Source organism: Streptomyces sp. SID11385 (assembly GCF_010548245.1).
Classification (GTDB): domain Bacteria; phylum Actinomycetota; class Actinomycetes; order Streptomycetales; family Streptomycetaceae; genus Streptomyces.
Map to the genome: position 1 here is coordinate 1 of NZ_JAAGLR010000644.1, position 5,641 is coordinate 5,641.

General features: G+C 75.2%; 6 protein-coding genes and 1 pseudogene. 5 read left to right on the forward strand and 2 right to left on the reverse strand.

The window, feature by feature from the left end:
- Positions 1 to 170: 170 nt before the first annotated feature.
- From G3I42_RS19510 to G3I42_RS19530, 5 genes are all read left to right on the forward strand, one after another.
- A complete protein-coding gene (locus G3I42_RS19510) occupies positions 171 to 1,781 on the forward strand; it encodes a glycoside hydrolase family 13 protein (protein ID WP_164287666.1) in 1,611 nt (536 codons plus the stop codon).
- Between the two features lie 260 nt (positions 1,782 to 2,041).
- Entirely contained in the window at positions 2,042 to 2,281 is a 240-nt protein-coding gene (locus G3I42_RS19515) for a DUF5133 domain-containing protein (RefSeq protein ID WP_164287668.1), read from the forward strand.
- A 299-nt stretch (positions 2,282 to 2,580) separates the two neighbouring features.
- Positions 2,581 to 2,754: a hypothetical protein gene (locus G3I42_RS19520; protein WP_164287670.1), complete on the forward strand. Its 174-nt coding sequence runs from the start codon at positions 2,581 to 2,583 to the stop codon at positions 2,752 to 2,754.
- A 10-nt stretch (positions 2,755 to 2,764) separates the two neighbouring features.
- A complete protein-coding gene (locus G3I42_RS19525; RefSeq protein WP_164287672.1) occupies positions 2,765 to 3,001 on the forward strand; it encodes a hypothetical protein in 237 nt (78 codons plus the stop codon).
- Positions 3,002 to 3,094: 93 nt separating this feature from the next.
- A complete protein-coding gene (locus G3I42_RS19530; protein ID WP_164287674.1) occupies positions 3,095 to 3,457 on the forward strand; it encodes a hypothetical protein in 363 nt (120 codons plus the stop codon).
- Between the two features lie 45 nt (positions 3,458 to 3,502).
- Here the strand turns inward: G3I42_RS19530 and G3I42_RS19535 are convergent, their stop codons facing one another.
- Both G3I42_RS19535 and G3I42_RS19540 read right to left on the reverse strand, forming a co-directional pair.
- Positions 3,503 to 4,093: a TMEM165/GDT1 family protein gene (locus G3I42_RS19535; protein WP_164287676.1), complete on the reverse strand. Its 591-nt coding sequence runs from the start codon at positions 4,091 to 4,093 to the stop codon at positions 3,503 to 3,505.
- A 333-nt stretch (positions 4,094 to 4,426) separates the two neighbouring features.
- Positions 4,427 to 5,641: pseudogene (locus G3I42_RS19540) on the reverse strand (TetM/TetW/TetO/TetS family tetracycline resistance ribosomal protection protein); the annotation flags it as partial.

Below are 5,641 nucleotides of genomic sequence, written 5' to 3' on the forward strand. Positions count from 1 at the left end.
CCTGCGCGCCGCCGCCCCCTGATCCGACCCCGCTGCGGGGGCGGTGGCGCGCAGCCCACGCCGTCCGGCCCGGCGCCGTACCCACGCCGCCGGCCCGGCCAGGGAATGACACCGCCTCACGTCACGGTGCCGCGGGCACGACCCGCCGGCGCCCGAAAGGACATACAACGATGGAAGGCAGCTCCCGGGAGCCCGCAGGGCCCGACTGGTGGCGTTCCGCCGTCATCTACCAGGTCTATCCGCGCAGCTTCGCGGACGGCAACGGCGACGGCACGGGCGACCTGGCGGGTGTCCGCGCCAAGCTGCCGTACCTCGCCGAACTCGGTGTCGACGCGATCTGGTTCACCCCCTGGTACCTCTCGCCGCTCGCCGACGGCGGGTACGACGTCGCCGACTACCGGACGATCGACCCGGCCTTCGGCACCCTCGCCGAGGCCGAGAAACTCATCGACGAGGCCCGCACGCTCGGCATCCGCACCATCGTCGACATCGTCCCCAACCACGTCTCCGACCAGCACGCCTGGTTCCGGGCCGCGCTCAAGGCGGGCCCCGGCAGCCCGGAGCGGGAGCGCTTCCACTTCCGGGCGGGACGCGGCGAGCACGGCGAACTGCCGCCCAACGACTGGCCCTCGCAGTTCTCCGGGGACACCTGGACCCGGGTCGAGGACGGCGAGTGGTACCTCCACCTCTTCACGCCGCAGCAGCCCGACCTCAACTGGGACCACCCCGACGTCCGCAAGGAGCACGAGGACGTCCTGCGCTTCTGGTTCGAGCGCGGCGTCGCGGGCGTACGGATCGACTCGGCGGCCCTCGTCGCGAAGGACCCGGCGCTGCCCGACTACGTCGAGGGCGTCGACCCCAACCCGTACATCGACCGCGACGAACTGCACGACATCTACCGCTCCTGGCGCCGCGTCGCCGACGAGTACGGCGGCGTCTTCGTCGGCGAGGTGTGGATGCCGGACGCCGAGCGCTTCGCGCGCTACCTGCGCCCCGACGAACTCCACACCGCCTTCAACTTCAACTTCATGAGCTGTCCCTGGGACCGCGACCAGCTCCGCGACGCCATCGACAGCACCCTCGCCGAGCACGCCCCGGTCGGCGCCCCCGCGACCTGGGTGCTCTGCAACCACGACGTGACCCGCACCGTGACCCGCTACGGCCGCGCCGAGGACACCGGCTTCGCCTTCGAGCGCAAGCGCTTCGGCGTCCCGAGCGACCTCGCGCTCGGCACCCGCAGGGCCCGCGCCGCCGCCCTGCTCTCGCTCGCGCTGCCCGGCTCGGTCTACGTCTACCAGGGCGAGGAACTGGGCCTGCCCGAGGCGGACATCCCCCTCGACCGCGTCGAGGACCCGATGTACTTCCGCTCCGAGGGCGTCGACCCCGGCCGCGACGGCTGCCGCGTCCCGCTCCCGTGGACCGCCGACGCCCCCTACAGCGGCTTTGGCTCCACCACCGAGCCGTGGCTCCCGCAGCCCGAGGGCTGGTCGGCCTACGCCGCCGACGTCCAGGCCGCCGACCCCGGCTCGATGCTCTCCCTCTACCGCGCGGCGATCCGCGTGCGCGCCACCGAGGCGGGCTTCGGCGACGGGCCGATCGAGTGGCTGTCCGAGACACCGGGTGTGCTCGCCTTCGCGCGCCCCGGCGGGCTCCTGTGTCTCGTCAACCTGGGCGCCGAGCCCGCCGCGCTGCCCGCGCACGAGAGCGTCCTGCTCGCGAGCGGCCCCCTCGACGAGGGCGGCCTGCTCCCGACGGACACGGCGGTGTGGCTGCGGCGCTGAGCCGCGCCCACGCAGGCTCCGGGACGGACCGGGCGCACGCCTGACCGCGCGCCCGGACCGCCCCGGGAGGGGGGCAGGACGCCGGAGGCGACACCGGCGTCCTGCCCCCGGACGGGCGGATGCGGGCGGGCGCGGCGGGGGAGAGGATGACCGGCGGTGCCGGTCGCCGGGCCGCGCCACAGCCCGTATCCGCCCCGGGGAGTACGTCCCCGGGCCCCCGCCGTACGTCGCGGCGGCCCCCTCGCCGGAGTGCCCCGCCCATGACCCTGCCCCACGACGTGCTGCTCGACGGCCTCCTCCGCCGCTACCGCCGCCAGGAGCACCGCGTCCGTCGCGCCCCCGCGGACCTGCGCGAACGCCGCCGCCTCGAAGAGACGGCCGACGCGCTGCGCGTCCTCACCGGGCGCCCCACCACCGCCGACGCCGTCGCGCACGTGCTCCGCCGCGCGGGGACCGGGCTCCTCGGCGGGCCCCGGAACGGCTCCGCAACCGAAATGTGACCCGCGTCACAGGATTGTGCGAGGATGGGCGGGGCACAAGGACCTCGACGCAAGCTCGGACCGGCCCTCCCCCCCCCGGGTCCCCGAGCTGCCAGCGGCCCCGCCGCCCTTCTTCCCCCGAGGGCACGGCGGGGCCGCACTTCTTTCGCGCCGGTCAGGCGGCGTCCGCTTCCCCCCCGCCTCGTGCGACGGCCCCCTCCGTATGACCGCCGCTCCTGTGCCCCCGCTCCGTATGACCGCCCTTCCCGCGGGTACTCGAAGGCCGTCCCCACCGGACGCGAAGCGAGAGGAGAGCCGCCGTGCACGACAGCGCAGCGCACCCCACCCCGATACCCACCCCGCCCCCGCCGCCCGAGGGCGAGGTCCGCACCCACCTGTCCGGCCGGCCCCAGGTGGGCGGCGAGGAGGCGCAGGCCCCCACGCCGCCCGACCCCGAGTGGCCCGCGGGAAACGTCGTACGAGGACTGGACTGAGGAGAAGCGCATGGGTGAGCAACCGCCGAAGGCCCCCGGGGAGCACGGCCGGCCCCTCGTGCCCAGAGACCTGCCCGACCAGCAGCGCAGCCCCGGCGAGGACCCGCTGGAGGTGGCCCCGCCCCCGGCGCGCGACGGCAGCGGCGAAGTGCCCGACACCGACGAGGGCGGGACGGGACGGGAGGGGCGCCCCCACACCGGGGACGCCCACGGGAGCGGGCCGGCCCCGCAGGAGCCCAGTGGCTGACGGCCCCGGTCGCGCGGCGGCGCCCGGCGGCGCACGCTGAGAAGAAGCGGGACACGGCCACCGTCACGCCCTCACGACGGGAGGAGAACCACCATGGAGCAGGATCAGTCCGCACAGGTCGTCGTGGAGCTGGAGGGCTGCTCGGCACGCGATGCCGACGCCGTCCTCACCGCCCTCGCGGGAGCCTTCGGCACCGACCGCGCGGCGAGCGACACCCCGAGCGAGACACCGGGGGAGCGCCCCACGGTCTGGAGCGCCACCTTCGACACCTCCGACCGGAGGGGCCGCACCTCGCCGGTGCGCATCGACGCCGCGCTCGACCTCACCGCGCAGGGCGGCTACCACGCGGTCACCGACCTCCAGGAAGCCCTCGACGAGGTCTACGCCGTCGAGGTGCTCGGCTCGGCCTCGGGGGACCAGGAGAAGGAGATCCAGCTCCGGCTGACCCCGGCCTGAGCCCCGTCCGTTCGCGGACGGGCGCTCCGGCCGGGGCGCCGGGCGTCACCCCGTGAAGATCTCCACGAGCGACCAGATCGCCAGACCCGCCATGCAGACCCCGCCGACCCGCTGCACCGTCTTCAGCGGCACGCGCTTGGCGATGAACCGCCCGGCGAGCAGCGCGAGCGCCGAGACGCTCATGAGCGCCGCCCAGGAGCCGATCGCGACCGAGAGCGTGCCGCGCGAGGCGGCGAGGTTCGCCGTCGTGATCTGCGTCAGGTCGCCCCATTCGCTGATGAAGACCGCCATGAACGCGGTCGTCCACACGGGCCAGAACCCGGTGACCTTGCGGCTGGCCGCCGCGTCCTCGGCCTCGTCGTCCCCCGCGTCGGCGCGGAAGAGGAGCACGGCGCCGAAGCCGAAGAGCAGCGCCGAGACGAGCGAGACGATCCAGGTGGGCAGCAGCCCGATGAGGCTTCCCGCCGCGCACGCGATCACGACGTGCACGAGGAAGGCGCTGGAGGTGCCGAGCCACACGTAGAGGGGCCGCATCCGGGTCCCCATCGCCAGCGAGGCGAACATGGTCTTGTCGGGAAGCTCGGCGAGGAAGATGAGGCCGAAGGCCGTGACGATGGCGAGCGGATCGAGAGACATCGAAGCGGTGCCGGTCTTTCGTGAACGGGGCCGCGGCCGCGATCCGTGCGCCGCCCGGCGGGAAGGACCACTCGGCCACGGCACGACGAACGCGCCCACGGGGTCGCGGGCACGGTCCTGCCTGGCCGAAGGTCTCGTCCACCGCCCGGCGTGCCGGGCAGCCCGGTCGCCGGGCCCGCGTCCGCCTCCCGGCGCACGCGCGGCCAGTATGTCGACATACCGGTATCGCGGGACTACTCCCCTTCGTCGACGCCAAGACTAACAAGCCCGAACGGGTGCCCGGGACCCCACCCGGAGCACCCGTACGGGCCGTTTCCGCGGTCGGCCGCCGCTTCAGCGCCGGCCGTCCACCGGCACCCCGCGCACGACCCGCAGCAGGTACTCCTCCCGGTGCAGCGGGTCGGCGTCCGTGCGGGAGCGCTCGGGGACCTCGCCGCGTACGGGGCGGTACGTGGCGAACTCCGTCTCCAGGACGCCCTCGCCCCGGCTCGGGCCCGGCAGGAGCCGTCCCAGCTCGTGCACGTGCTCCGCCGGGATCTCGCCCTCGACGGTGTACGTGCCGCCCGCGGCGTGCGGGGCGCCCGGCACAGCGCCGAGCCGGCCCAGCAGGGGCAGCACCGCCCCGTACGCCTCGGCGGGCACCTCCAGGCGGAAGCGGTGCACGGGCTCCTCGACGACCGTGCCGGCCGCGCGCAGCGCCGTCATGAGGACGAGCGGCGTCAGGAGCCGGAAGTCGCCCGCCGTGGACGACATCGACTTGTCGAAGACCGCGTGGCTGTGGCTCTGGCGCGGCCAGTAGCCGGAGCGGAAGAGCGTCACCTCGCAGTCCACGACCGGCCAGCCGCGCAGCCCCTCGCCGAGCACCGTGCCCACCGTCTCCTCGATCGCCTTGAGGAACGCGGGGGGCAGCGAGCCCAGCTCGATGCCGAGCCGGAAGACGGTGCCCGAGCCGGGCACCCCGGCGCGTACCCGCAGCCCGATCGTGGCGAGGAAGGGATTGCCGTCCTGCTCGCCGACCTCGACGGCGGCCCCCTCGCCGCGCACGCGCTCCACGCACAGCGGGCGGCTCGCCCTGAACCCGGCCCGTACCCCGTACTCCTCCAGGAGCGTCGTCGCGATGACCTCCTTCTGCACCTCGCCGTAGAGCGAGACGGAGATCTCCTCGCGCGCCGGGTCGCGGCGCAGGCCAATGAGCGGGTCCTGCTCGGCCAGCTCGCCGAGCGCGGGCCACAGCGCGAGCGCGTCGCGGCGGCCGGCGGGCACGACGACGCTGCTCAGGCTCGGCGGGGCGAAGGCCGTCCCCGCGTCGGCCGTCCCCGCCTCGTCCGTCCCGCCACCGGTACCGGTGCCGAGGTGGTCGCCGATGCGGAGGCCCGGGAGCCCGCGCACGAGCGCGATCTGCCCGGCGCGCGCCGTACGCGCCGGTGCGGGGCCGCCGTCGGCGAAGACGTCGAGCCCGGTCAGGACGGCGCTCTTCCCCTCCGCCCCGTACGGCACCCGCTCGCGCACCGCGAGCGTGCCCGAGTGCAGCCGCGCGTACGCGCGGCG

Coding starts and splice junctions, on each gene's coding strand:
- G3I42_RS19510 (WP_164287666.1), top strand. CDS start 171: ATGGAAGGCAGCTCCCGGGAGCCCGCAGGGCCCGACTGGTGGCGTTCC.
- G3I42_RS19515 (WP_164287668.1), top strand. CDS start 2,042: ATGACCCTGCCCCACGACGTGCTGCTCGACGGCCTCCTCCGCCGCTAC.
- G3I42_RS19525 (WP_164287672.1), top strand. CDS start 2,765: ATGGGTGAGCAACCGCCGAAGGCCCCCGGGGAGCACGGCCGGCCCCTC.
- G3I42_RS19530 (WP_164287674.1), top strand. CDS start 3,095: ATGGAGCAGGATCAGTCCGCACAGGTCGTCGTGGAGCTGGAGGGCTGC.
- G3I42_RS19535 (WP_164287676.1), bottom strand. CDS start 4,093: ATGTCTCTCGATCCGCTCGCCATCGTCACGGCCTTCGGCCTCATCTTC.